20 protein-coding genes and 3 pseudogenes are annotated in these 21,094 nt (G+C 70.4%); 11 read left to right on the top strand and 12 right to left on the bottom strand.

Annotation, left to right across the window (positions count from 1 at the left end):
• Positions 1–57: 57 nt before the first annotated feature.
• The 4 genes from ACZ3HQ_RS14845 to ACZ3HQ_RS14830 all read left to right on the top strand — a co-directional run bounded on the left by ACZ3HQ_RS14845 (position 58) and on the right by ACZ3HQ_RS14830 (position 4,570).
• Positions 58–2,613 carry a sensor histidine kinase gene (locus tag ACZ3HQ_RS14845; RefSeq protein WP_467510858.1) on the top strand — a complete coding sequence of 852 codons (2,556 nt, stop codon included), beginning with the start codon at positions 58–60 and terminating at the stop codon, positions 2,611–2,613.
• Positions 2,610–3,296 carry a response regulator gene (locus ACZ3HQ_RS14840; RefSeq protein ID WP_030803057.1) on the top strand — a complete coding sequence of 229 codons (687 nt, stop codon included), beginning with the start codon at positions 2,610–2,612 and terminating at the stop codon, positions 3,294–3,296. Before ACZ3HQ_RS14845 ends, ACZ3HQ_RS14840 begins: the two co-directional genes overlap by 4 nt.
• Positions 3,297–3,361: 65 nt before the next feature.
• Positions 3,362–3,760 carry an OB-fold nucleic acid binding domain-containing protein gene (locus tag ACZ3HQ_RS14835; RefSeq protein ID WP_078858303.1) on the top strand — a complete coding sequence of 133 codons (399 nt, stop codon included), beginning with the start codon at positions 3,362–3,364 and terminating at the stop codon, positions 3,758–3,760.
• A gap of 3 nt (positions 3,761–3,763) precedes the next feature.
• A complete protein-coding gene (locus ACZ3HQ_RS14830) occupies positions 3,764–4,570 on the top strand; it encodes a DUF3159 domain-containing protein (RefSeq protein ID WP_467510854.1) in 807 nt (268 codons plus the stop codon).
• A gap of 58 nt (positions 4,571–4,628) precedes the next feature.
• Here ACZ3HQ_RS14830 and ACZ3HQ_RS14825 read toward each other — a convergent pair whose 3' ends face one another.
• The 3 genes from ACZ3HQ_RS14825 to ACZ3HQ_RS14815 all read right to left on the bottom strand — a co-directional run bounded on the left by ACZ3HQ_RS14825 (position 4,629) and on the right by ACZ3HQ_RS14815 (position 6,218).
• Positions 4,629–5,300, bottom strand: coding sequence for a potassium channel family protein (locus ACZ3HQ_RS14825; protein ID WP_030803048.1), 672 nt, complete (start codon positions 5,298–5,300; stop codon positions 4,629–4,631).
• Positions 5,300–5,971: a potassium channel family protein gene (locus tag ACZ3HQ_RS14820; protein WP_030803045.1), complete on the bottom strand. Its 672-nt coding sequence runs from the start codon at positions 5,969–5,971 to the stop codon at positions 5,300–5,302. The genes ACZ3HQ_RS14825 and ACZ3HQ_RS14820 overlap by 1 nt, the downstream gene beginning before the upstream one ends.
• Positions 5,972–6,083: 112 nt before the next feature.
• A complete protein-coding gene (locus tag ACZ3HQ_RS14815; protein WP_267881251.1) occupies positions 6,084–6,218 on the bottom strand; it encodes a hypothetical protein in 135 nt (44 codons plus the stop codon).
• A 160-nt stretch (positions 6,219–6,378) separates the two neighbouring features.
• Here ACZ3HQ_RS14815 and ACZ3HQ_RS14810 point away from each other — a divergent pair, with 160 nt between their 5' ends.
• Together ACZ3HQ_RS14810 and ACZ3HQ_RS14805 are read left to right on the top strand one after the other, a co-directional pair.
• Complete coding sequence (locus ACZ3HQ_RS14810) at positions 6,379–8,427, top strand: APC family permease (protein ID WP_467510852.1); 2,049 nt, start codon at positions 6,379–6,381, stop codon at positions 8,425–8,427.
• Positions 8,428–8,529: 102 nt separating this feature from the next.
• Entirely contained in the window at positions 8,530–9,858 is a 1,329-nt protein-coding gene (locus ACZ3HQ_RS14805) for a class I SAM-dependent RNA methyltransferase (protein ID WP_467510850.1), read from the top strand.
• Between the two features lie 282 nt (positions 9,859–10,140).
• Here the strand turns inward: ACZ3HQ_RS14805 and ACZ3HQ_RS14800 are convergent, their stop codons facing one another.
• From ACZ3HQ_RS14800 to ACZ3HQ_RS14790, 3 genes and pseudogenes are all read right to left on the bottom strand, one after another.
• Positions 10,141–11,145 (bottom strand): NADP-dependent oxidoreductase, encoded by a 1,005-nt coding sequence (locus ACZ3HQ_RS14800; protein WP_467510848.1) that lies wholly within the window; start codon positions 11,143–11,145, stop codon positions 10,141–10,143.
• A gap of 134 nt (positions 11,146–11,279) precedes the next feature.
• Positions 11,280–12,240: pseudogene (locus ACZ3HQ_RS14795) on the bottom strand (aldo/keto reductase).
• A 90-nt stretch (positions 12,241–12,330) separates the two neighbouring features.
• Complete coding sequence (locus tag ACZ3HQ_RS14790) at positions 12,331–13,023, bottom strand: SDR family oxidoreductase (RefSeq protein WP_467510846.1); 693 nt, start codon at positions 13,021–13,023, stop codon at positions 12,331–12,333.
• A 116-nt stretch (positions 13,024–13,139) separates the two neighbouring features.
• Here ACZ3HQ_RS14790 and ACZ3HQ_RS14785 point away from each other — a divergent pair, with 116 nt between their 5' ends.
• Positions 13,140–13,700, top strand: coding sequence for a TetR/AcrR family transcriptional regulator (locus ACZ3HQ_RS14785; protein ID WP_467510844.1), 561 nt, complete (start codon positions 13,140–13,142; stop codon positions 13,698–13,700).
• A 376-nt stretch (positions 13,701–14,076) separates the two neighbouring features.
• Here the strand turns inward: ACZ3HQ_RS14785 and ACZ3HQ_RS14780 are convergent, their stop codons facing one another.
• The 4 genes and pseudogenes from ACZ3HQ_RS14780 to ACZ3HQ_RS14765 all read right to left on the bottom strand — a co-directional run bounded on the left by ACZ3HQ_RS14780 (position 14,077) and on the right by ACZ3HQ_RS14765 (position 17,429).
• Positions 14,077–14,424 carry a YciI family protein gene (locus ACZ3HQ_RS14780; RefSeq protein WP_467510842.1) on the bottom strand — a complete coding sequence of 116 codons (348 nt, stop codon included), beginning with the start codon at positions 14,422–14,424 and terminating at the stop codon, positions 14,077–14,079.
• Between the two features lie 66 nt (positions 14,425–14,490).
• Positions 14,491–15,399 (bottom strand): Vgb family protein, encoded by a 909-nt coding sequence (locus ACZ3HQ_RS14775; protein WP_467510840.1) that lies wholly within the window; start codon positions 15,397–15,399, stop codon positions 14,491–14,493.
• Positions 15,400–15,431: 32 nt separating this feature from the next.
• Positions 15,432–15,917, bottom strand: a pseudogene (locus tag ACZ3HQ_RS14770) (CatB-related O-acetyltransferase); the annotation flags it as partial.
• Positions 15,918–16,016: 99 nt separating this feature from the next.
• Positions 16,017–17,429, bottom strand: coding sequence for an MFS transporter (locus tag ACZ3HQ_RS14765; protein WP_467510838.1), 1,413 nt, complete (start codon positions 17,427–17,429; stop codon positions 16,017–16,019).
• Between the two features lie 196 nt (positions 17,430–17,625).
• Here ACZ3HQ_RS14765 and ACZ3HQ_RS14760 point away from each other — a divergent pair, with 196 nt between their 5' ends.
• The 3 genes from ACZ3HQ_RS14760 (at position 17,626) to ACZ3HQ_RS14750 (ending at position 19,619) form a co-directional block, all read left to right on the top strand.
• Entirely contained in the window at positions 17,626–18,192 is a 567-nt protein-coding gene (locus ACZ3HQ_RS14760; RefSeq protein WP_467510836.1) for a TetR/AcrR family transcriptional regulator, read from the top strand.
• Positions 18,193–18,334: 142 nt separating this feature from the next.
• Positions 18,335–18,724: a VOC family protein gene (locus tag ACZ3HQ_RS14755; RefSeq protein WP_467510834.1), complete on the top strand. Its 390-nt coding sequence runs from the start codon at positions 18,335–18,337 to the stop codon at positions 18,722–18,724.
• Between the two features lie 499 nt (positions 18,725–19,223).
• Positions 19,224–19,619 carry a contact-dependent growth inhibition system immunity protein gene (locus tag ACZ3HQ_RS14750; RefSeq protein WP_467510833.1) on the top strand — a complete coding sequence of 132 codons (396 nt, stop codon included), beginning with the start codon at positions 19,224–19,226 and terminating at the stop codon, positions 19,617–19,619.
• A gap of 40 nt (positions 19,620–19,659) precedes the next feature.
• Here the strand turns inward: ACZ3HQ_RS14750 and ACZ3HQ_RS14745 are convergent, their stop codons facing one another.
• Positions 19,660–19,977 (bottom strand): hypothetical protein, encoded by a 318-nt coding sequence (locus ACZ3HQ_RS14745; RefSeq protein WP_467510831.1) that lies wholly within the window; start codon positions 19,975–19,977, stop codon positions 19,660–19,662.
• Positions 19,965–20,177: pseudogene (locus ACZ3HQ_RS14740) on the bottom strand (transposase); the annotation flags it as partial. The pseudogene ACZ3HQ_RS14740 and the gene ACZ3HQ_RS14745, both read right to left, overlap by 13 nt.
• Positions 20,178–20,666: 489 nt before the next feature.
• On the opposite strand from ACZ3HQ_RS14740, the gene ACZ3HQ_RS14735 reads away from it, so the two are divergent.
• Positions 20,667–21,092: a hypothetical protein gene (locus ACZ3HQ_RS14735; protein ID WP_467510829.1), complete on the top strand. Its 426-nt coding sequence runs from the start codon at positions 20,667–20,669 to the stop codon at positions 21,090–21,092.
• Positions 21,093–21,094: the final 2 nt, after the last annotated feature.

Raw genomic sequence — 21,094 nt, 5'->3', positions numbered from 1 at the left:
CCGCCCGCCGTAAGGTCGACCCGGCGTAGACGGCAGTGACCGGAAGACAATGGGGCCATGGCACGCGGCAAGCTTCGGATCTACCTCGGCGCGGCACCGGGCGTGGGCAAGACCTACGCCATGCTCGCCGAGGCGCACCGCCGACTGGAGCGGGGCACCGACTGCGTGGTGGCGTACGTCGAGCACCACGGCCGTCCCCGCACCGAGACGCTGCTGCACGGCCTGGAGCAGGTGCCGCGCCGCCGGCTGGAGCACCGGGGCGCCTCCTTCGAGGAGATGGACGTCGACGCCGTACTGCGCCGGGCGCCCGCCGTCGCCCTGGTGGACGAACTCGCGCACACCAACGTGCCCGGAGCCCGCAACACCAAGCGCTGGCAGGACGTGGAGGAACTCCTCGCCGCCGGGATCGACGTCGTCTCCACCGTCAACATCCAGCACCTGGAGTCCCTCGGGGACGTGGTCGAGTCGATCACCGGGGTCCGCCAGCGCGAGACGGTGCCCGACGAGGTGGTCCGCAGGGCCGACCAGATCGAGCTGGTCGACATGTCCCCGCAGGCCCTGCGCCGCCGCATGGCGCACGGCAACGTCTACCAGCCCGACAAGGTCGACGCGGCCCTGTCCAACTACTTCCGCCCCGGCAACCTCACCGCCCTGCGCGAGCTGGCGCTGCTGTGGGTGGCCGACCGGGTCGACGAGCATCTGAACGCCTACCGCAGCGAGCACCGGGTCTCCCGGATCTGGGGCTCCCGCGAGCGCATCGTGGTCGGCCTGACCGGCGGACCCGAGGGGCGCACCCTGATCCGCCGCGCCGCCCGGCTCGCCGAGAAGGGCGCCGGCGGCGAGGTGCTGGCGGTCTACATAGCCCGCAGCGACGGCCTCACCGCCGCCTCCCCGAAGGAACTCGCCCTCCAGCGCACCCTGGTGGAGGACCTCGGCGGCACCTTCCACCACGTCGTCGGCGACGACATACCCGCCGCCCTGCTGGCCTTCGCACGTGGCGTCAACGCCACCCAGATCGTGCTCGGCTCCTCGCGTCGCAAGACCTGGCAGTACGTCTTCGGACCCGGCGTCGGCGTCACCGTCGCGCGCGAGTCCGGACCCGACATCGACGTGCACATCGTCACCCACGAGGAGGTCGCCAAGGGGCGCGGACTGCCCGTGGCGCGCGGCTCCCGGCTCGGCCGGGGCCGGATCGTCGCCGGCTGGGCGATGGCGCTGGCGGGCCCGGCCCTGCTGGCCCTGCTGCTGAGCGCCGTCGACCTCGGCCTCGCCAACGACATGCTGCTGTTCCTGGCGGTCACGGTCGCCGCCGCCCTGCTCGGCGGACTGCTGCCCGCGCTCGCCTCGGCCGCGCTGGGCTCCCTGCTGCTGAACTTCTTCTACACCCCGCCGCTGCACCGGCTGACCATCTCCGACCCGCGCAACATCGTCGCCATCGCGATCTTCTTCGGCGTCGGCATGGCGGTCGCCTCCGTGGTCGACCTCGCCGCCCGCCGCACCCACCAGGCGTCCCGGCTGCGCGCCGAGTCGGAGATCCTCTCCTTCCTCGCCGGCAACGTCCTGCGTGGCGAGACCAGCCTGGAGGCGCTGCTGGAGCGGGTCCGGGAGACCTTCGCCATGGAGTCCGCCGCCCTGCTGGAACGGGCGGGCGACCTGGAGCCGTGGACCTGCGCGGGGCGCGCCGGAGTCGGGCCCCCGCTGGAGCGGCCCGAGGACGCCGACGTGGACATGCCGGTCGGCGACCACATGGCGCTCGCGCTCACCGGCCGCGTGCTCCCCGCCGAGGACCGCCGGGTGCTGGCCGCCTTCGCCGCGCAGGCCGCCGTCGTGCTCGACCGGCGCCGCCTGAAGGCCGAGGCCGACCGGGCGGGCGCGCTCGCCGAGGGCAACCGCATCCGCACCGCCCTGCTCGCCGCCGTCAGCCACGACCTGCGCACCCCGCTCGCCGGGATCAAGGCCGCCGTCTCCTCCCTGCGCTCGGACGACGTGGCGTGGTCCGAGGAGGACCGGGCCGAGCTGCTTGAGGGGATCGAGGAGGGCGCCGACCGGCTCGACCACCTGGTGGGCAACCTGCTCGACATGTCCCGCCTCCAGACCGGCACCGTCACCCCGCTGATCCGCGAGATCGACGTGGACGAGGTGGTGCCGATGGCGCTGGTCGGCGTCCCCGAGGACAGTGTCGGCCTGGACGTGCCCGAGACGCTGCCCATGGTCGCCGTCGACCCCGGCCTGCTGGAGCGCTCGGTCGCCAACCTCGTGGAGAACGCCGTCAAGTACAGCCCGCCCGGCCGGCGTGTCACCGTGTCCGCCAGCGCCCTGGTGGACCGGGTCGAGGTGCGGGTCGTGGACCGGGGGCCCGGCGTGCCGGACGACGCGAAGGACCGTATCTTCGAGCCGTTCCAGCGGTACGGCGACGCCCCGCGCGGCGCCGGGGTCGGGCTCGGCCTCGCGGTGGCACGCGGCTTCGCCGAGGCCATGGACGGCACCCTGACCGCCGAGGACACCCCCGGCGGCGGACTCACCATGGTGCTCAGCCTCTGCGCCGCCCGGCCCCGCCCCGAGCCGCCGCGCGCCGGGGAGGACACCGCAGAACAGGAAAGGCAGCCGCAATGACCAGGGTGCTGGTGGTCGACGACGAACCGCAGATCGTGCGGGCCCTCGTGATCAACCTCAAGGCGCGCTCGTACGACGTCGACTCGGCCCCCGACGGCCGCACCGCGCTCCAGCTCGCCGCCTCCCGCCACCCCGACGTGATCGTCCTGGACCTGGGCCTGCCCGACATGGACGGCGTCGAGGTGATCCGGGGACTGCGCGGCTGGACCCGGGTGCCCATCCTGGTGCTGTCCGCCCGGCACTCCTCCGACGAGAAGGTCGAGGCACTGGACGCGGGCGCCGACGACTACGTCACCAAGCCCTTCGGCATGGACGAACTGCTGGCCCGGCTGCGGGCCGCCGTGCGCCGGGCCGAGCCGGTCGGGCCGGGCGAGGACGAGGTGACCACGGTGGAGACGGCCGGCTTCACCGTCGACCTGGCCGCCAAGAAGGTGGACCGGGGAGGCAGGGACGTACGGCTCACCCCGACCGAGTGGCATCTGCTGGAGGTGCTGGTCCGCAACACCGGCCGGCTGGTCGGCCAGAAGCAACTGCTCCGGGAGGTCTGGGGGCCCTCCTATGGCACCGAGACCAACTATCTGCGGGTCTACATGGCCCAGCTCCGCCGCAAGCTGGAGGCCGACCCGGCCCACCCCCGGCACTTCATCACCGAACCCGGCATGGGCTACCGCTTCGAGAAGTGAACCGGTGTTCGGCCGGGGTCCCTCTGGAGTACGGCCTGACGGGCACACCCCGGTACGCTTCAGATATGAGTGGCGTTCCTCGATCCGAAAAGCCGGCAGGCCGGTTCCGTCGCATGCTGGACCGGCTCTCCACCTCCCAGGAGGACCTGGAGTCGGAGGAGCTGCGGGAGGACACCGAGACCGCGGGCTGCACCCGGATCGGCGACTGCCACGACCGGCAGATCGTCACCGTAACTGGTACCTTGCGCACGGTCACCCTGCGACCGCGGGCGGGAGTCCCGGCGCTGGAGGCGGAGTTGTTCGACGGCACCGCCGCGCTGGACGTGGTGTGGCTCGGCAGGCGCTCCATCACGGGCATAGAACCGGGACGCAAGCTGATCGCATCGGGCCGGATCTCGATGAGCCGGGGCCGCCGTGTGCTGTTCAACCCGAAATACGAACTGCGACCCCTCGGACGGGAGTAGCCGGTGACGTCCCTCGACAAGCCGACCCAAGACGCCGGACAGAGCCCGCCGGACGGCGGCCGCGAGGCCGGCCAAGTCCATGACTCCCGGACGGTTACCGAGGCCGCGCTGTTCGAGGCGTTCGGCGGCATCCGCGGCATGGTCGAGACGGTGCTGCCCGGCCTGATCTTCGTCACGATCTTCACGATCAACAAGGACCTGCACTTCTCCGCGATCGCCGCGCTGGCGGTCTCGGTCGTCATGCTGGTGGTCCGGCTGCTGCGCAAGGACACCGTGAAGCACGCCTTCAGCGGTGTCTTCGGGGTCGCCTTCGGTGTCGTGTTCGCGATGTTCACGGGCAACGCCAAGGACTTCTACCTGCCCGGCATGCTCTACACCCTGGGCCTGGCGCTGGCGTACATCATCACGACGCTGGCCGGGGTGCCGCTGATCGGTCTGATGCTGGGGCCCGTGTTCAAGGAGAACCTCTCCTGGCGCACCCGCAACCCCGGCCGCAAGAAGGCGTACGCCAAGTCGAGTTGGGCCTGGGGCCTGATCCTGCTGGCCAAGTGCGCGATCCTCTTCCCGCTGTACTGGTGGGCCGACACCACGCAGCTCGGCTGGGTCCTGGTCATCCTCAAGATCCCGCCCTTCCTGCTGGCGGTCTGGCTCACCTGGGTCTTCCTCGCCAAGGCGCCGCCGCCGATCGACGTGTTCGCCGAGATGGAGGCCGCCGAGAAGGCGGAGGAGGCCGAGAAGGCGGCGAAGGCCGGGCCCGCCGCCGCCGAGGACGGCGAGACCGCCGCGGGACGGCACCGCAGGGGCGCGTGAGCACACACCAAGAGGGCGCCCCCGGAGAGATCCGGGGGCGCCCTCTTCACGTGGTGCCTCAGGCGCTGTCGCGGCGGACCGACAGCAGGTCCTCCAACTGCTCCTCGCGGGCCTGCGCGGCCACGAAGAGGAGTTCGTCGCCCGCCTCCAGGGAGTCCTCCTTGGACGGCGTCAGCACACGCGTGCCGCGGATGATGGTGACCAGGCTGGTGTCCTCGGGCCACTCCACGTCCCCGACCTGGGTGCCGGCCAGCGCCGACTCCTCCGGCAGGGTCAGCTCGACCAGGTTGGCGTCGCCGTGGCTGAAGCGCAGCAGCCGGACCAGGTCGCCGACGCTCACCGCCTCCTCGACCAGCGCGGACATCAGACGCGGCGTGGAGACGGCCACGTCCACGCCCCAGGACTCGTTGAAGAGCCACTCGTTCTTGGGGTTGTTCACCCGGGCGACGACGCGCGGGACGCCGTACTCCGTCTTGGCGAGCAGCGAGACGACCAGGTTGACCTTGTCGTCGCCGGTCGCGGCGATCACGACGTTGCAGCGCTGGAGCGCGGCCTCGTCCAGGGCCGTGATCTCACAGGCGTCGGCCAGCAGCCACTCCGCCTGCGGCACCCGCTCGACCGAGATGGCGGTGGGCGCCTTGTCGATCAGCAGGACCTCGTGGCCGTTCTCCAGCAGTTCCGCCGCGATCGAGCGGCCGACCGCCCCGGCTCCGGCAATGGCGACCCTCATCAGTGACCGCCCTCCTCTTCGGGGCCGTCGGCGAACGCGGCCTCGACCTTCTGGACCTCGTCCGTCCGCATCATCACGTGCACCAGGTCGCCCTCCTGGAGGACCGTCTGCGAGGTGGGCAGCACGGCCTCGCCCAGCCGGGTCAGGAACGCCACGCGGACGCCCGTCTCCTCCTGGAGCTTGCTGATCTTGTGGCCGACCCACTTCGCGGAGGCGTGCACCTCGGCGAGCTGGACCCCGCCGGTGGGATCGCGCCACAGCGGCTCCGCGCCCGAGGGCAGCAGCCGGCGCAGCATCTGGTCGGCGGTCCAGCGGACCGTCGCGACGGTCGGGATGCCCAGGCGCTGGTACACCTCGGCACGGCGGGGGTCGTAGATCCGGGCGGCCACGTTCTCCACGCCGAACATCTCGCGGGCCACCCGGGCGGAGATGATGTTGGAGTTGTCACCGCTGGAGACGGCGGCGAAGGCGCCCGCCTCCTCGATGCCCGCCTCGCGGAGGGTGTCCTGGTCGAAACCGACACCGGTGACCCGGCGGCCGCCGAACCCGGGTCCCAGCCTGCGGAAGGCGGTGGGGTCCCGGTCGATCACCGCGACCGTGTGTCCCTGTTGCTCCAGGGTCTGGGCGAGAGCGGAACCCACTCTGCCGCAGCCCATGATGACGATGTGCACGACCGTCCTTCCGGTGTCCAAAAGTTGCTGCTCGGCATCAGGGTCTCAGACCGGGGCCCAAAGCTGCACACGCGTGCGCGTCCCGCCCGCCGTCAACCCGCCGTGACGGCGTTCATCTGCGCTGTTCCGTGACCGCGGTCACGCCGGGCGCCCGGCGTCGAGTGATGCTGCGCACGCTGCACCCGGTGAGGACGGCGAGACCGGCCAGGGCCAGCACGGCTCCGAGCAGCTCAGCGGCGGCGGGCATGGGACCTCCGAAGTGCGACGACGGGCCGGAGCTGTCATCTAGGCACGGGGGCGCGCGCGCCCCGCACACCCCACTTCCGGGCGCCTGCGATTTCACTCGTGAGGCAGAACGCGGCCACCGGTTGCGCGCCCGCCTGTTCGAAGCCTTACGATCCTCTCTCGTGTCCAAACTGACCGACGTGCCCAAACGGATTCTGATCGGGCGCGCACTGCGCAGTGATCGGCTGGGCGAGACGCTTCTGCCGAAGCGCATCGCCCTCCCCGTCTTCGCCTCCGACCCGCTGTCCTCCGTCGCCTACGCGCCGGGGGAGGTTCTGCTGGTCCTGTCCATCGCGGGTGTGTCGGCGTATCACTTCAGCCCCTGGATCGCCGTCGCGGTCGTCGTGCTCATGTTCACGGTGGTCGCCTCCTACCGGCAGAACGTGCACGCCTACCCCAGCGGTGGCGGTGACTACGAGGTGGCGACCACCAACCTCGGCCCCCGCGCCGGGCTGACCGTCGCCAGCGCCCTGCTGGTCGACTACGTCCTCACCGTGGCCGTGTCCATCGCCTCCGGCATCGAGAACCTCGGCTCGGCGGTGCCCTTCGTGATCGAGCACAAGGTGCTGTGCGCCTGTGCCGTGATCCTCCTGCTGACGCTGATGAACCTGCGCGGGGTGAAGGAGTCGGGCAAGCTCTTCGCCATCCCGACCTATGTGTTCGTCGGCGGCGTCTTCATCATGATCGCGTGGGGCGCCTTCCGCGGGCTGGTCCTCGGGGACACGATGCGCGCGCCCACGGCCGGCTTCCACATCCGGGCCGAGCACCAGGGCCTCGCGGGCTTCGCGCTGGTCTTTCTGCTGCTGCGGGCCTTCTCCTCCGGCTGTGCCGCGCTCACCGGCGTGGAGGCCATCTCCAACGGCGTCCCGGCCTTCCGCAAGCCCAAGTCGAAGAACGCGGCGACCACGCTGGCCATGATGGGCCTGCTCGCCGTCACCATGTTCTGCGGCATCATCGCGCTCGCCATGACCACCAAGGTCCGCATGGCCGAGTACCCGGCGACCGACCTGCTGCTCCACGGCATGCCCGTCGGCTCCGGCTACGTGCAGAACCCGGTGATCTCCCAGGTCGCCGAGGCGGTGTTCGGCAAGGGCAGCTTCCTGTTCGTCGTCCTCGCCGCCGCGACCGCGCTGGTCCTCTTCCTCGCGGCGAACACGGCGTACAACGGCTTCCCGCTGCTCGGCTCGATCCTGGCGCAGGACCGCTATCTACCCCGCCAGCTCCACACCCGCGGCGACCGCCTGGCGTTCTCCAACGGCATCGTGCTGCTCTCCGGTACGGCGATGCTGCTGGTGGTGATCTACGGCGCCGACTCGACGCGGCTGATCCAGCTCTACATCGTCGGTGTGTTCGTGTCCTTCACGCTCAGCCAGACCGGCATGGTCCGGCACTGGAACCGGCACCTCGCCGCCGAGAAGGACCCGCTCAAGCGCCGCCACATGGTCCGCTCGCGCGCCATCAACGCCTTCGGCGCCTTCTTCACCGGCCTGGTGCTGGTCGTCGTGCTGGTCACCAAGTTCACCCACGGCGCCTGGGTCGCCCTGCTGGGCATGTGCATCTTCTACGCGACGATGACCGCGATCCGTAAGCACTACGACCGGGTCGCGGACGAGATCGCCGCCGTGGACGGCCCCACCGACGACAGCGTGCGCCCCTCGCGGGTGCACTCCCTGGTGCTGGTCTCCAAGATCCACCGCCCCACGCTGCGGGCCCTGGCCTACGCCCGGCTGATGCGCTCCGACACCCTGGAGGCGCTCACCGTCAACGTCGACCCGGCGGAGACCAGGGCGCTGCGCGAGGAGTGGGAGCGGCGCGGGATCGACGTACCGCTGAAGGTGCTGGACTCGCCCTACCGCGAGATCACGCGGCCGATCATCGAGTACGTCAAGAACCTCCGCAAGGAGTCCCCGCGCGACGCGGTGTCGGTGATCATCCCGGAGTACGTGGTGGGCCACTGGTACGAGCATCTGCTGCACAACCAGAGCGCGCTGCGGCTCAAGGGCCGGCTGCTGTTCACGCCCGGCGTGATGGTGACCTCGGTGCCCTACCAGCTCGAGTCCTCCCAGGTGGCCCGCGACCGGGCCCGCCGCAGGCAGGAGTGGAGCGCGCCGGGCGCGGTACGGCGTGGACCGGCGGAGCGGCCGAAGGACGGGGCGGGGGCGAAGGAGTGACCGTGGGGGCCTCGGGAACCCCGTAGACTGGTCGGCTGTTGTCCGCGCGGGCCCGTTGCCAGTCCGCCGCCCCTCCCTCCCCGATCTTGGAGTCACCCCACCATGCAGGCAGAACAGAAGAAGTCTCTGGTGGGCGAGGAGTACGAGGTCGAGGTCGGCCCCGTCGCCCACGGCGGCCACTGCATCGCCCGTACCGCCGAGGGCCAGGTGCTGTTCGTCCGGCACACGCTGCCGGGGGAGCGGATCGTGGCGCGGGTGACCGAGGGCGAGGAGGGCGCGCGCTTCCTGCGGGCCGACGCGGTGGAGATCCTGGACGCGTCCAAGGACCGCGTCGAGGCGCCGTGCCCGTTCGCCGGCCCCGGCAAGTGCGGCGGCTGCGACTGGCAGCACGCGAAGCCGGGCGCGCAGCGCCGCCTGAAGGGCGAGGTCATCGCCGAGCAGCTCCAGCGGCTCGCGGGCCTCACCCCGGAGGAGGCCGGCTGGGACGGCACGGTCATGCCGGCCGAGGGCGACAAGCTGCCCGCCGGCCAGGTGCCGCAGTGGCGCACCCGCATGCAGTACGCGGTCGACGCGGACGGCAACGCCGGCCTGCGCCGCCACCGCTCGCACGAGGTCGAGCCGATCGACCACTGCATGATCGCCGCCGAGGGGGTCAGCGAGCTGGGCATCGAGGACCGGGACTGGTCCGGCATGGCCTCCGTGGACGCGATCGCCGCGACGGGCTCGCAGGACCGCATGGTCATCCTGGAGCCCCGCCCCGGCGCCCGGCTGCCGCTCGTCGAGCTGGACCGGCCCGCGTCGGTGATGCGCGTCGACGAGAAGGACGGCGGCGTCCACCGCGTCCACGGCCGCGCGTTCGTCCGCGAGCGCGCCGACGGCCGTACGTACCGCGTCGGCAGCGGCGGCTTCTGGCAGGTCCACCCGAAGGCGGCGGACACCCTGGTGACGGCCGTCATGCAGGGCCTCCTCCCGCGCAAGGGCGAGATGGCGCTGGACCTCTACTGCGGCGCCGGCCTCTTCGCCGGCGCCCTCGCGGACCGCCTCGGCGAGACCGGCGCGGTCCTCGGCATCGAGTCCGGCAAGCGGGCGGTGGAGGACGCGCGGCACAACCTCGCGGACTTTCCCCGGGTGCGGGTGGAGCAGGGCAAGGTGGAGTCCGTCCTGCCCCGCACCGGCATCACCGAGGTCGACCTCATCGTCCTGGACCCGCCTCGGGCGGGGGCTGGCCGGAAGACGGTGGAGCACCTGACGTCGCTGGGTGCGCGTCGTATCGCTTACGTGGCCTGCGATCCGGCTGCGTTGGCTCGGGATCTGGGGTATTTCCGGGAGGGGGGGTATCGGGTGCGGACGCTTCGGGCGTTTGATCTGTTTCCGATGACTCATCATGTGGAGTGCGTGGCGATTTTGGAGCCGGTGAAGAAGGACGCGTGACCTGCGGGTTGCGGTTGGGGAGCCTGCTCGACCTGTTTCCGCTCGTCCAACAGGTGAACGGTGGCGATCGCCCGTAAAGGCCCGCCTGACCTACGGATTCAGGCGGGTGTAGGGACAGCGTTGCAAGCCGTGTCCGCGCGTTCCTCGGGCTGCTGACGCTCGTATGACGCTCGTCCTGAAGCCCCGTCACATCGGCGGGTCGCGTCCCACGCGGTCCAAGAGCCGGGCCTGTCGGGGTTCGAGGGCTACGAGGTGACGGGCCCCTGCGACTTGTCACCGCCCTTACGTCATTGCGACGACGACTTTGCCGGCCTTTGCCCGTCCCTTTTCCACGTAATCCATGGCCTGGAGGGTTTGCTCGAACGGGAAGACGCGGTCTATGACCGGGCGGACCTTCCCGGTGTCGATGAGGGGGGTGAGTTCGCGCAGTTGGTCGCCGCTGGCCCTCATGAACAGGAACGAGTACGTCACACCGTGGCGCTTGGCGTTGCGCCGGGTCTTGAAGCTGAGGGCTGTCATGGCCAGGCGGAGGAGCGGGTTCGCGCCGAGTTCGCGGGCGAAGGCCGGGTCGGGCGGGCCCGCGACGCTGATGGCCGTGCCGCCGGGCTTGAGAACGCGCAGGGACTTGGCGAGGTTCTCGCCGCCGAGGCTGTCGAGGACGACGTCGTAGCCGTCGAGGACCTCTTCGAAGTCCTGGGTGCGGTAGTCGACGACGACGTCCGCGCCGAGATCCTTGGCCAAGTCGACCTTGGCGGTGCTCACGGTGGTGGCCACGTGCGCGCCCAGCGCCTTGGCCAACTGGACGGCGACGGAGCCGAGGCCGCCGGCGCCCGCGTGGATGAGGACCATCTGGCCCGGCTGCACGCGTGCCCGCTCGACCAGTGCCTGCCATGCGGTCAGGGCGACCAAGGGGAGGGAGGCGGCCTCGGCCATGGTGAGGGTGGCCGGTTTGGGCGCCAAGTCGTCCTGGTGGATGGCGATCAGTTCGGCGAAGGTGCCGATGCGGTCCTTGTCGGGCCGGGCGTAGACCTCGTCGCCCACCACGAAGCGGGTGACGGACGGGCCGACCCGGACGACCGTCCCTGCGAGGTCGTTGCCCAGAACGAGCGGGAGACGGTAGGGCATGAACGCCTTGAAGTCTCCGTTGCGGATCCTGAGGTCAAGCGGGTTGATGCCCGCCGCGTGGATCTTCACCAGGACGTCGTCGGCACCTACCTGCGGGGCGGGTATCTCGGCGGCGCGCATCCCGGCTTGGTCGCCGTAGTTCTCGACCATGAAAGCCTTCATCGTCGTCTCCGTTCCGTTTCCCGTCCGTGAAAGGTCGGGGTCTCCGTTCGCCCTGGGCTCTTGCCAGTACGAGGCAGTTCGTGTCGTTGTTCTGGCCGCGCGTGGGCGCCGGCGTCCTCAGCCGCGTTCACCCATCAGGCCACCGGCACGACCGGGGCGATGACGTGGTCGGCGGCGCCTCCCTGGAGGCGGTCCAGGGAGTTGGCGATCCCCTCGTGAGGCATGCCGAGCGGCACCGCGCTGACCTCGGTCAGGCGGGTGTACTGATCATCGGTCAGGTGGACGTCGAGGGCGCTGAGGTAGCTGTCGAGCTGGGAGAGATCGCGCGGGCCGATGATCGGGACGAGCGTGGCCACGGAACGGGCGGCGCGCTCGCGCACCCAGGCCACCGCCACCTGGGCGTGCGTCACGCCGGTCTCGTCGGCGATCGCCAGGACGGTGTCGACGACGGCGGTCTTCTGGCCGGTGCTCTCGGTGTGGATGACCATGCCCAGGTCGCTCAGGCGTCCCTCGGTGGAGCTGCGGTATTTGCCGGTGAGCAGTCCGCCACCGAGCGGAGACCGCAGGGCGGCGCCGAGCCCGAGGTTCTCGGCCATGGACAGGAGCTCACGGTCGGCGGTGCGCTCGACGAGGCTGTACTCGTGCTGGATGCCGACGATCGGGGCCCAGTCCTTCAGATCCGCGAGGGTTACCGCGCGCGAGACGCGCCAGTCGGGGAAGTTGGACAGCGCGGCGTGGTGGATCTCGCCGGCGCTCACCAGGTCGTCGAGTCCGCGCAGGAGCTCCTCCATCGGAGTGAGCTCGTCGGGGAAGTGCACCCACAGCAGGTCGATGTGATCGGTGTCCAGGCGCTTCAGGCTGGCCTCCACCGAGGGTGAACTTCGTGGCCAGGACGAAGTGGTCGCGGTCGGCGGAGATCAGCTTTCCGGTCAGTTCCTCCGACTCGCCGAACTGGTAGCCGTCCGCGCTGTCGAGAAAGGTGCCGCCGGCCTCGGCGAACCGGTCGAAGATGCGGCGCGCCTCGTCCGGCTCGGCGCCTGTGTCCCAGCCGGTGCCGAAGTTCGCGGTGCCGAGCGCGTACTCGGAGACGCGCAGTCCGGTCCGGCGGCCGAAGGCCGTGTACGCATGAGGTGTCCTCGCATGAAGGGGTGTGAAGGTGGTCGCGCGGGGGTGGAGGGGTGAGCGTCAGTCCGCGTTCGGCCTGGGTGCCGCGGACAGGCTCTGCTTGACGTACCGGCTGGTCTCGTCCGCGAGGATCTCGGGCAGGGCCGTCTCGATGCCGTGGAGGGCCTGGGTCGCGACGTCGGCGGCGGCGACCTTCTGATCGGCGGGCACACCGGCGGCCATGTCGGTGTCCATATAGCCGACGTGCAGCGCCGAGACGGTGATCCCGCGTGGTGCCAGCTCCTCACGGGTGGCGTCGCTCAGTGCCCAAGCGGCGGCCTTGGAGGCCGCGTAAGAGCCGAGTCCTGCCGGGTGGAGCCAGGACAGGACGGACAGGACGTTGAGTACGGCGCCGCCGCCGTTGCCCTCGATGACCGGGGCGAAGGATCGGGTCACGGCGAGCGGGCCGAAGAAGTTGGTCTCCATCTCCCGGCGCACTTCAACCACTTCACCCCCGATCAGCGACGCGCCGGTGGAGATGCCCGCGTTGTTGATCAGCAGTGTCGCGTCGGACGCCACGCGCGCGGCCTCCCGTATCGATGCCTCGTCCGTGACGTCCAGCCGCAGCGGGATGACGCCCGGCACGTCGACCGTCTCGGGGCGTCGGGCCGCGCCGTACACCTTCGCGCCGCGCTCCACGAGTTGGGCGGCCAGGTGCCGCCCGAGCCCCCGGTTGGCGCCGGTGACGACCGCGACCGCGTTCTTCAGTTCCATGCTCTCGCTCCTGGTCATGGCGGGCGCCGACGGCCACCCACACAGGTTAGATTATGCATGCAATCTAAACACAGGTCTATGATAGATGCCAGTCGACATCCAAATGGGAGGTGGTCATGGGTCGCGTATCGCAGGCGCAGGCGGAGGAGAATCGCAGGCGGGTGGTGGACACCGCGTCCCGGCTGTTTCGGGAGCAGGGCATGCAGGTCAGCGTCGCCGACCTGATGACGGCGGCCGGTCTGACTCACGGCGCCTTCTACAAGCAGTTCGCCTCCAAGGAGGCGCTCGTCGACGAGGCCACCGCCCACGCCTTCGCCGAGCTTGCCCAACGCCACAGCGCCGGGCTCGAGCGGCACGATGGGCAGCGCGCCGCCGCCCAGCAGGCGCTGATCGACACCTACCTCTCCGTCGAGCACCGCGACGACCCGGCGGACGGCTGCCCGGTCGCCGCGCTCGCCACCGACATCGCGCGCGAGGGCGGGGGGCGCGAGGCCCGTCGCGTCTACGCCGAGGGGGTGGCCGACTTCGCCGATTTCCTGGCCGGTGACGACCAGGACGGCATCGTCCGGCTCTGCACGCTGTTCGGTGCGCTGGTCCTGTCCCGGGCCACCAAGGGCTCTCCGCTCTCCGGGGAGATCCTCGCCGCTGCGTACGCAGCCTTGACCGAAGCGGGCTGATCAAGGGCAGCAGGCGGACCATCCGGCGGCCGGCTCGGGAGGACGTCGATCGCGGAGGGCGGCCGAAGTGGCCGGGACGGGGCGAATGGCGGCGTCAGGGGGGCGCGGCTGTGACGCTCATATGACGCTCCGGCCCGGCGTGGGCCGTTCCGGTGCCAGGAAAGGGCCCTCTCACCTTCGGCCTTCTCCAGACGGGGAATCCGGGCATGGTTCCGATGACGCATCATGTGGAGTGCGTGGTGGTTCTGGAGCCTGCCTAAAACAAGGCCGCTGACCTGCGGCTTTAGCGGGGGGGCCTGGACGAAGCCGGGCGGCGCGACAACGGCGGCTCTGTGGCCTGGTGCTGTCGTGCCGGCGGGCCGGCTGTCGGTGTTGTTCAGGCGGATTCGAGGATCGGGCGGATCTCGACGGTCTCCGGGGTGGGGAGGCTCTTGGCCAGTTCGAGGGCCTCCTGGCGGTCGGCCACGTCGATGACGAACCAGCCGCCGAGGGTCTCCGCGCCGGCGTGGGCGGGTCCCTCGGTCACCGTCGACGTACCGTCGGCCGCAGTTCGTACTGTCGCGGGAGCGGTGTGCTCGGTCTCCAGGGCGTCGCCGCCGACCAGCTTTCCGGCTGCGGCCAGGCCGCCGATCCAGCCTTCGTACTCCTTGCGGTATGCGGCGCGGTCGGCCTGGACCCGGCGGCGCGACTCGTCGGTCTCGAAGATCACGAGGGCGAATTTCATGAGCTTTCCTCTCCGATCGCCGTACGGACGATCGCCGTTGGCGGGATGCGGACGTGGGTGGTCTGGTCAGGCGGCACTGTCCGCAGGGGCGATGCGGGCGAGGGCGCCGATCTCGAGTGCGGTCCACAGGGCGCCGTCGGGGCCGACGGCGATGCCGTGCGGTTCGGAGCGGGGGGTGGGCAGGTCGTGGACTGTGACCGAGCCGTCGGGGGTGATCCTGCCGACGCGGTTGCCTCCCCATTCCGTGAACCACACGGCCCCGTCGTCGTCGACGGTGACGGCGTGCGGCCGGGCGGCCCGGTCGGGCAGCGGGAACTCGGTGATCTGCCCGTCGGGAGAGATCCGCCCGATCTGCCCGGCGGCGATCTCGGCGAACCACAGCGCCCCGTCGCGGCCTGCGGCGATACCGACCGGCGCCGCCGCCACCGTCGGCAGGGGGTGGAGGGCGACTGCACCGTCCATGCCGATCCGCCCGATGGCGCCCGCCTGGTTGAGGGTGAACCACATCCCGCCATCGCCTCCGGCGGTGATCGCCGAGGGGAACGCGCCGGTGACGGGCAGCGGGAACTCGGTGACGTGGCCGTCGACGGTGATACGGCCGATACGGTCAGCGGCGGTCTCGGCGAACCACAGCGCGCCGTCGGGGCCCGCCGCGATACCGAACGGCCCGCAGCCGGGCGTGGGCAGGCCGAATTCATCGATCACGCCGTCGGTGGTGATTCGCCCGATCCGGTCCGCCCGGTACTCGGTGAACCACAGCGCGCCGTCGGGGCCCGCCACGATGACGGTCGGCCCGCTGTCGGGGGCGAGTCGGTGGCTGGTCGGCTCCTCGCCGGGAACGAGCCGGCCGAGCCGGCCGCTGTGGACGAGCGTGAACCACAGCGCGCCGTGCGGCCCTGTGGTGAGGGCGTAGGGCCCCGCTGCGCCGTTGGCCACCGTGTGCTCCTCGATGGACACCTGGGTCACATGACTCAAAGGGACTTCCCCAATCCGTGCTCGGTGGTGGTGCGTTCGATGTCGGCGTCGTCGAAGCGCTGCCGGGTCGGTCTGGCCGGGTTGCCGCCGACGATCGGTACGGCGGGACGTCGGCGGTGACTTGGGCGCCGACCGCGATGATGGCGCCGTCACCGATCCGTACGCCGGGCATGACGGTCGCCCGGTAGCCGAACCTGACGTCGTCGCCGACGACCGTGTCGCCGCGGCTGGGCATGGCGGTGACGATGTCGAGGGTCTGCTCGGTCCACCGGCCGCCGAACATGGTGAACGGGTACGTCGACATCGCCTGATGGTCGGCGCCGGCCATCAGGGACGTGCTCCCCGAGGCGAGCGCGCGGTACTTCCCGATGATCAGGCGCTCCGGCCCGTAGGCGTAGAGGGCGTTGCGCCGCTCGAAGTCCGTGGCGCCGTCCGGGTCGTCGCAGTAGGTGTGCTCACCCCACGGTGATGTTCGGTGAGGTGACCAGCGGGTGCACAGTGGTCGGGTCGGGGGGCAAGCTCGGCGGTTGCGGAGTGGCGTACACGATCTTGGCGGAGCGGCGCCGGGCAAGGGGCGGGTTCGGGGCGGCTTCTCCCGGCCGAGGTGGTCGCGACAGTCAACGGCTGTTCGCAGGTGCCTCGTTCGCGGCCGTGACCGCGTTCGGCTCGGTGGAAGGGTGCGGCGCCGCGGGCTCGGACCGTGCCAGCCACAGGCCGGTGAACACCGCGCTCACCAAGGTGACGGCACCGGCTGCGACGAAGGCGCTGTCGAGGCCGGTCTCGAAGGAGGCGCCCCCGGACTGCCGGGTGCGGACGACGGCTCCGAGTACGGCCACGCCGAGCACCGCGCCGATCTGCCGGGTGGTGCTGCTGATGCCCGAGGCGAGGCCGCCCTCCTGCGGGCTGACGGCCTGGATGGCAGCGCCTGTCAGGGGGGACATGGCGAGGGCGAAGCCGGTGCCGGCGAGTGCCAGGCGCCACCACACGTTCCCGTAGCCGGTGTCGGCGTGCACCATGCCGAGCGTGAGGAGTCCCAGGCCGGCCAGAGCGAGACCGGTGGTGACCACGGTGCGGAAGCCGTGCCGGGCGGCGAGCCGGCCCGCGAAAGGACTGACGATCACCATGGCGAGGGAGACGGGGAGGGCCTGCAGGCCGGCGCGCAGGATCGAGCTGCCCTGGACGTACACGAAGAACTGGGAGAAGAAGAACGACGAGCCCATGAGCGCGAACCCCACCACGGTCATGGCGGTGTTGGACACGGTGAACAGGCGCTGCCGGAACAGCCGCAGGGGCAGCATCGGTGCGGAGCAACGCGCTTCGACGGCGACGAAAGCGGCGAGGAGGATCACCGCGGCGGCGAAACTTCCCAGGATCAGCGGCGAGGTCCAGCCGCGGGTACCACCCTCGATCAGCCCGTAGGCCAGCGCCCCCACCGCCAGAACGGACAGCGCCGTGCCCGGGATGTCGATCGCGGGGGCACTCGGATTGCGGGACTCTTCCAGGTTGCGCAGACCGACCAGGATCAGGACCGCACCGATCGGCAGATTGACCAGGAAGATGGCGGGCCAGCCGAAGGCGTCCGTCAGTACCCCGCCCGCGACGGGGCCTGCGGCCAGGCCGATGCCGCTGAGGCCGGCCCACAGCCCGATCGCCTTGACACGTTCCTGCGGCGCGGGACAGGCGGCGGCGAGCAGGGCGAGTGAGGCGGGGGCCAGCGCTGCGGCGCCGATGCCCTGCAGCACCCGGCCGGCGATCAGCCAGCCGACCGACGGCGCGAGGCTGCACACCAGGGACGCGGCGGTGAACACGGCAACGCCGGTCAGGTACACCCGCTTGCGGCCGAACCGGTCGGCGAAGACGCCGCCGGACAGCAGCAGCATGGCGACCAGCAGTACGTACGCGTCGACGATCCATTGCAGACCGGTCAGTTGCGTGTGCAGTCGGCGCTGCATATCGGGCAGCGCCGCTCCGACGATCGTGTTGTCGAGCAGGACCATGAACTGGCCCAGGGACGTCACCGTGAGCAGCACGGCCCGGGTCGACCGACTGCCTGCGCTCGTATGCGATGCGGTGATGGGGATTCCCTTCCATCGGTACGTCCACCCGGTCGGAGGCGACGCGGGTGGCGACACAGCGGATCGCCCTAAAGCTGTCGGCGACTGCGTTAAGGGACTGTAGGCGGGTGCGCCATGCAAACGCAAGTGCCAACTGCGTTAAGGTGGGGGCGTGAACGAACAAGAGCGAGCCCGGCGGCCGGGCGGGCGCAGCGCCCGCGTCGCCGCGCAGGTGCACCAGGCCGTCACCGACCTGATCGGCGAGCGCGGCTACGGCAACTTCACCGTCGGCGATGTCGCGGCCCGTGCGGGCGTGGCCGACAGCAGCATCTACCGCCGGTGGGGCAGCCTGGAAACCCTGCTCACCGAGGTGGCGCTCGCCCGCCTCAACGCGCGGTCACCGATGCCCGACACCGGGAGCCTGGCCGGTGACCTGCGTACTTACGCGGCCCAGGTGGCCCGGGAGATCACCGGACCCGACGGTCCGGCGGTGCTGCACCTGGCCGTCGCCCTGTCGAGCGGAGGCAAGCAGGGCCTGCGGGCCGGCGCCGCTCTGAGCGCCGAACGCACCCGGCAACTGCAGTCCATGCTCGATCGCGCGCATGACCGGGGCGAGCCCGCGCTCGACGCACTCGACGTGCTGGACCACATCCTGGCCCCGATGTACATCCGCGTCCTCTTCGGCATGGTCCCGCTCACCCCGGACTACATCGACGGTCTGGTCGACCGGCTGCTGTGACCCCGTGACCTTCGTCAACTGCCGCCGACTCGCTGCGTGGACGGCAGGACGACGACCGGACTATGGTCTACGGCAACATCGCGTGTCGGTCACCGGCTGGGTGAGACATGGAGGTGTCGGGACATGCCTTCGGAGGCATTCCTTGTCAGTCGAGTTGAATCACACGATCGTCCACGCCCGGGACAACCGGGAGTCCGCAGAGTTCTTCGCGAACCTGCTCAGTCTTGAAATCACCGCCGAGTGGGGTCCGTTCATCGCGGTCGCCCTGGGCAACGGCGTCACGCTGGACTTCGCCACTGTCCCCGCGGACAGCATCACCCCCCAGCACTACGCCTTCTTGATCTCCGAGGAGGAGTTCGACGCGGCGTACGCGCAGATCAGACAGCGCGGCATCGAGCACTACGCCGACCCCCACCGGAAGCAGCCCGGCACGATCAACCACAACGACGGTGGCCGCGGCGTGTACTTCATGGACCCGGCGGGCCACGCCATGGAACTCATCACCGTGCCGTACGGCGGCTGGGCCTCGTAACCACACCCACCGAGGGCCGCACTCCCAGCGCGGAGCGCGGCCCTCCGGACACCATGCGGGCGGCGTCGGAGGCGAGGTAGACGACGGCCGGGCCCCACTTGGACGCCGAGTGGGCGGCTCCCCGCTTCGTGCCGTGCTGGCCCTGGGCGGACGACGTGACGATGAGCCGGCCTCCGCCGCGGACGGCCAAGTGCGGGGAGGGGAGGGTGCGGATCGGGCGGCCTCTGCCGCTACTGGTCCGAAGCGGGCAACATGTCACCCGGCCGCTGCGCCGGTCGGCAGACGGCGGAGCGCTCGACGCGGTGAACCATGGGGGAACGTGGACCTAGAAGCTGCTTGGCTGGTCGGGAGAGAATTCGGGGCTCGCGAAATTCCTGCATGCGGTGAAGTCGAATGGGGATTCGTCTTTCGGGCGACTTCGAGATTCGGTCTCCATCTGTTTCAGATCACCGTGAGCCCGTCAGACCGCGTTTGAGATCTGACATGGGACGATCGGTCGGTGACTCGACTCGTGAACCGTGACCGCTCCCTTGAGGAGCTTGAGCGCGACCGCTGGTCGGCCCCGTCGGGCAGTGAAACCCGGCTGATGGCGACCGTGCGTGAGCTTCGGTGCAAGCCGATCGGCGGCCTGACGGTCGAGGACATGCGGTTGCTGATCAGGCAAGACGTGGGCCTTGCCTATCTCCTGCCCCTGGCGGTGGAGGTCCTCCGGGCCGACCCACTGGCGGAAGGCGACATGTACGAGGGCGACCTGCTGGCCGCCGTGCTCACCAGGAGTGCGGAGGTCTGGAGGGAAGCCCCCGAACTCGCACGGGATGTCCGGTTGATCGCCTCGGAGTTGGCCCACGTGCCGCCGGCCCTGAAACGCGAGATCGAGGAGTTCCTGGCTCGGTAGCTCGGCGACAGCAACTGCCGCCGACGGGGCGTCGGCGGGCTCACTCCGAGGATTGCCGCACGAGCGGTCGTGGGCCGGGGCGCGTCGCGGCACCGGCCCGGGGGCTGGCGGTGGGCGGTGAGCAACGAGAAGGTCCGCTCCACCGCCCACCGCTTGGGCTGGACTGGAAGCCGCGCTGGTCAGAGTCCTTGCGGACGATCTCCAGGTCGCGGTCGAGGATCTGGGCGGCCCACTCGTCCAGGCGGCCGGCGAAGCCCTGGTCCACCCAGATCTTCTTTACACCGGGATGGTCGAGCCTGGTCCACAGCAACGGCCGCTTCGCGCCGTCGCGGTCCCGCATGCTCGCACCGTCGGCCACGGGGCGAAGTCCTTCGGAAGCTGCCGCCACGCGCAGCCGGTCCGCACGACGTAGAAGATCGCTTCCACGATCCGCCGCCGCGGGTGCTTCTCCCGCCGACCACCCTTCGGACCCACCCGCGCCGACGGAAGCAACGGCACCACCAGCGCCCACTGTTCATCCGTCAGGTCCGACGGATACCCACCCCCAGAACCACTCACACAGAGCTCTACGACCCCGCCCCACGGCAGATCTCAAAGCCGGTCTCAGATCCACGCGGAAGGCCACGGTTCGGTGGCAGTCCGGCGGTCGTGGTTCACTCCGGAAGTGGTCAATCGGAGTACGCAGACCTCCTGCGTGAAATATCCGACGAGGGGTGATGGCCATCATTGTCGATATCAATGGAGCGGACATTAAGTCGCCCGACGAGAGCTCGGCGAGTAGCCGAGACGTTATGGGGGTGTCTGCTTATGGCGATCTGGGGGATGTTCTGCTGAGGGCTCAGAGGCAAGATGCGGCTTATGGCTGGGAAGACCGCTTCACTGTGCGGTTTGAATAGGGGCTCGGCTGGCGCGGCTGGCGTGCAGGTCATCCTGGAATCGGGCAGTTATGTCCGTCCCGTAGGCAGATGGTTATACAAGAGCGATGATCGGGTCGGCTGGCGCGTGGGTATGGTGGGGTGGCTTTGCCGGATGGACATGGGGGTATTCGTGGCGTTCGAGCAGGAATGGGCAGCGATGCGGGCGGCGGCGTCCGAGCGGAGTGCCGTGCGGCTCAACGGTGTTCCGGCCGAGGGCGGCGGTGGCGGCGGGTACGACCTGGTGGTCAATCGGGACGATCTCGGCGCCATCGGCAGTGACGCATACGACCTGCTGGGCCGGATGGGCAAAGAGGGCGACATCGCCCGCGCGTCCACGTTCGACGCCGCCACGGCGTTGACCAACGGGAACTTCGTCAGCGGTTCGGCCGTACTGAAGGTGCACGACTTCTGGCAGACGCACCTCAAGACGCTGCTGGACGCCTGTGCGCAGATCTCGAACCACCTCGACTACAGCAAGGCGCGGCACGCCAAGGACGAAGTGAAGGTCGTCGGGGATCTGGCGCAGATTTCCGCACTCACGGACTACATGAAATAGGG

It is taken from the genome of Streptomyces sp. NPDC018263 (assembly GCF_055562575.1).
This window is presented reverse-complemented; position numbering and strand designations above follow the sequence as displayed.